The 3,076-nt window shown below is 35.9% G+C and carries 3 protein-coding genes and 1 pseudogene; 3 read left to right on the top strand and 1 reads right to left on the bottom strand.

Annotated elements, in window-relative coordinates; all coding sequences use genetic code 11:
• Window positions 1–27: 27 nt before the first annotated feature.
• Window positions 28–438, bottom strand: a pseudogene (locus HMPREF2933_RS03670) (LysM peptidoglycan-binding domain-containing protein); the annotation flags it as partial.
• 258 nt (window positions 439–696) lie between these two features.
• Between HMPREF2933_RS03670 and sdaAB the strand changes: the two are divergent.
• From sdaAB to HMPREF2933_RS03655, 3 genes are read left to right on the top strand one after another with little or no spacing between them, the layout of a single operon-like run.
• The gene (sdaAB, locus tag HMPREF2933_RS03665; RefSeq protein ID WP_022526738.1) at window positions 697–1,368 is read left to right on the top strand and encodes an L-serine ammonia-lyase, iron-sulfur-dependent subunit beta; all 672 of its coding nucleotides are present in this window, start codon (window positions 697–699) and stop codon (window positions 1,366–1,368) included.
• Window positions 1,369–1,376: 8 nt separating this feature from the next.
• The gene (gene sdaAA, locus HMPREF2933_RS03660; protein ID WP_024051448.1) at window positions 1,377–2,249 is read left to right on the top strand and encodes an L-serine ammonia-lyase, iron-sulfur-dependent, subunit alpha; all 873 of its coding nucleotides are present in this window, start codon (window positions 1,377–1,379) and stop codon (window positions 2,247–2,249) included.
• Window positions 2,250–2,301: 52 nt separating this feature from the next.
• Entirely contained in the window at window positions 2,302–2,958 is a 657-nt protein-coding gene (locus tag HMPREF2933_RS03655) for an HAD hydrolase-like protein (RefSeq protein ID WP_024051447.1), read from the top strand.
• Window positions 2,959–3,076 lie beyond the last annotated feature (118 nt).

The raw sequence follows: 3,076 nt of genomic DNA, 5'->3' as shown, positions 1-3,076 counted from the left end.
ACGTTGCACTTTTTATTGCAATTTATCATATGATAAACTCAATTGGTAACGACCATAATATTGTCCATTTTGGGCTGTATAACTGCCACTTGATTCTTTTTGCGCAATCCATTCTTTTGCAGCTGCATCTTCATTACTCAGACCAGAAGTGGTAGTTGCAGAATTACTTGACTCCGCAGTTGTAGGGCTTGTAGCTGTGTCATCTAACTCCAATACTTGCCCAACACTAATCAGATGAATATTGCTAAGCTTATTTTTCTGAGCAATTTGATCAACTGTTGTATTATGTGATGCAGCAATAGCTGAAAGAGTATCTCCAGATTTTACTGTATAACTATCTGCGTTTGCAAGTGTAGGAAGAAAGAACAGCGCTGTTGCTGCTAAGCTTATTAAACCTACTTTAGTTTTTTTGTTTGTATTCTTTAAATTCAAAATCATTTAGATTCTCCTTTTCTGTGATAGAACTATCATATATCTTAATTATTACTATTGTTTTTTCCTTTCATTAAAAATATTACAAACAAATTGAAGAGAGACTAAAATCCACCCTATATTTATTTGCTTTAAGGTTACTATAAGAAAAGTGACCTCAAAGGAAGTTTAGAATTTACGTCACATTCATTTTATTAGCTAAAAAGGCAGAAAAATATACTGAACTTTGATATAATGAAGATAATAAATTTATAAGGAGTTACGATGAACTCACTAAAATTTCAATCTGTTTTTGATATTATTGGTCCTGTTATGATTGGTCCATCTAGTAGTCATACAGCAGGTGCTGTTCGTATTGGAAAAATTGTTTCATCAATTTTTGATGACGAGCCAACAGAAGTTGAATTCCAACTATTTAATTCTTTTGCGAAAACTTATCGTGGACATGGTACGGACTTGGCTCTTGTAGCTGGGATTCTCGGAATGGATACAGATAACCCTGATATTCCCAATAGCCTAGAAATTGCCCATAAAAGAGGGATTAAAATTGTCTGGACGATTCAAAAAGATAGCAATGCTCCACATCCAAACACAGCTAAAATCACCATTAAAAATGAGCAAAAAGCGATTAGTGTTACTGGTATTTCCATTGGTGGTGGAAATATTCAAGTGACTGAATTAAATGGTTTTTCTGTTTCGCTCAGCATGAATACCCCGACAATTATTATCGTCCATCAGGATGTTCCTGGAATGATTGCTCATGTTACTGAAGCACTTTCTCGTTATAACATCAATATCGCACAGATGAATGTCACAAGAGAAAAAGCAGGTGAAAAAGCTATTATGATCATTGAAATTGACAGTCGCAGCTGTGAAGGAGCTATTGAGGAAATCAGAAAAATTCCTAAACTTCATAATGTCAATTTCTTTAAATAGGAGAGTTTATGTTTTATTCAATCAAAGAATTAGTGGAGCAAGCAGATTTAGACTTTCAGGGCAGCGTTGCCGAACTGATGATTGCTACTGAATACGAACTGACAGGTCGTGAACGAGATGAAGTCTTACGCTTGATGACTAGAAATCTAGAAGTTATGAAAGCTTCTGTCGTTATGGGATTAGATGAAAGTAAATCTCGGAGTGGTTTAACAGGTGGCGATGCAGCCAAACTCCACAAATATATTCAATCAGGAAAAGCTCTTTCGGACTATACTGTCTTAATAGCAGCAAAAAATGCTATTGCTGTCAATGAATACAATGCTAAAATGGGGTTGGTCTGTGCAACACCGACAGCAGGAAGTGCTGGTTGTTTACCCGCTGTCCTTACATCTGCTATCGAAAAATTAAATCTTACTGAAAAACAACAACTAGACTTTTTATTAACAGCTGGAGCTTTCGGTCTAGTCATCGCTAATAATGCTTCTATTTCAGGAGCTGAAGGTGGCTGTCAAGCAGAAGTTGGATCAGCGTCAGCTATGAGTGCAGCAGCTCTTGTTTTAGCAGCAGGTGGTACCCCATTTCAAGCCAGCCAAGCAATTTGTTTTGTGATTAAGAATATGCTTGGATTAATCTGTGACCCCGTTGCAGGTCTAGTAGAAGTTCCCTGTGTCAAACGAAATGCTATGGGAGCTAGCTACGCTTTCATTGCCGCTGATATAGCTTTAGCAGGTATTGAATCAAAAATTCCCGTTGACGAAGTAGTTGACGCTATGTATCAAGTTGGAGCAAGTATGTCGACTGCCTTTCGTGAGACTGCTGAAGGTGGATTGGCAGCTACACCTACTGGTCGTAGATTATCCAAAGAAATTTTTGGAGAATAACTTTCTACACAAAAGGAAAAAGTTTACAGTCCTGTAAATATGAATTTAGACTATGCAAAATTTTAAATATATTTTTTTCGACTTAGATGGAACACTTGTTGACAGTTCTGTAGGAATCAAGAATGCTTTCCAATACGCATTCACTTCACTAAATATCAAAGCCCCTGATAGCAAAGAGCTGGATACTTTCATTGGACCACCTTTAGAAGTTAGTTTCGCTTCTGTAGTGCCAGAGACCAATGTCAATCAAGCTATTGCTTTCTTTAGAGAATACTATAAAAATAACGGTGTTTTTGAAGCTCAACTTTACAAGGGTATAAAAGAACTGTTGTTAGAATTAGAACATTCGGATTACCATGTCTATATTACCACTAGTAAAAATGAACCAATGGCCCATAAAATGGCACAATACCTAGAAATTGATAAACATTTCAATGGTATCTTCGGCTCTCTTCCAAATTCTTATCATAAAGCAGATGTTATAACTCGTGCTTTAAATTATTCTCATGCTAATCTTGAACAATCTATCATTGTTGGGGATACAAAATTTGATATAATTGGTGGAAAATCAGTCGGAATTGCTACTTTAGGAGTTCTGTGGGGATTTGGAAACAAGAAAGAATTAACTGACAATGAGGCAGATTTTATCTCAGATTCGCCTCAAAAAATTTTAACAGCTTTGGTAAATAATACTTTACATGAATTGTAAACCATATTTACAATATACAATCAAAGATTCTAAAACAAACAACTATGTTTGCTAAGTCAATCACCCATAGAAAAAGACGAATCATTTTTGAACTGCACCCCAAAAGTTAGACAAGAAA

The organism is Streptococcus sp. HMSC066F10, assembly GCF_001813805.1.
In the GTDB taxonomy this organism is placed as follows: Bacteria; Bacillota; Bacilli; order Lactobacillales; family Streptococcaceae; genus Streptococcus; species Streptococcus vaginalis.
Note: the sequence above shows the minus strand (reverse complement) of the source record. Positions and strands in the feature narration are given on the sequence as shown.

Bases quoted from the DNA above. Each gene is read 5' to 3' on its own strand.
- sdaAB (WP_022526738.1), top strand. From the start codon at position 697: ATGAACTCACTAAAATTTCAATCTGTTTTTGATATTATTGGTCCTGTT.
- sdaAA (WP_024051448.1), top strand. From the start codon at position 1,377: ATGTTTTATTCAATCAAAGAATTAGTGGAGCAAGCAGATTTAGACTTT.
- HMPREF2933_RS03655 (WP_024051447.1), top strand. From the start codon at position 2,302: ATGCAAAATTTTAAATATATTTTTTTCGACTTAGATGGAACACTTGTT.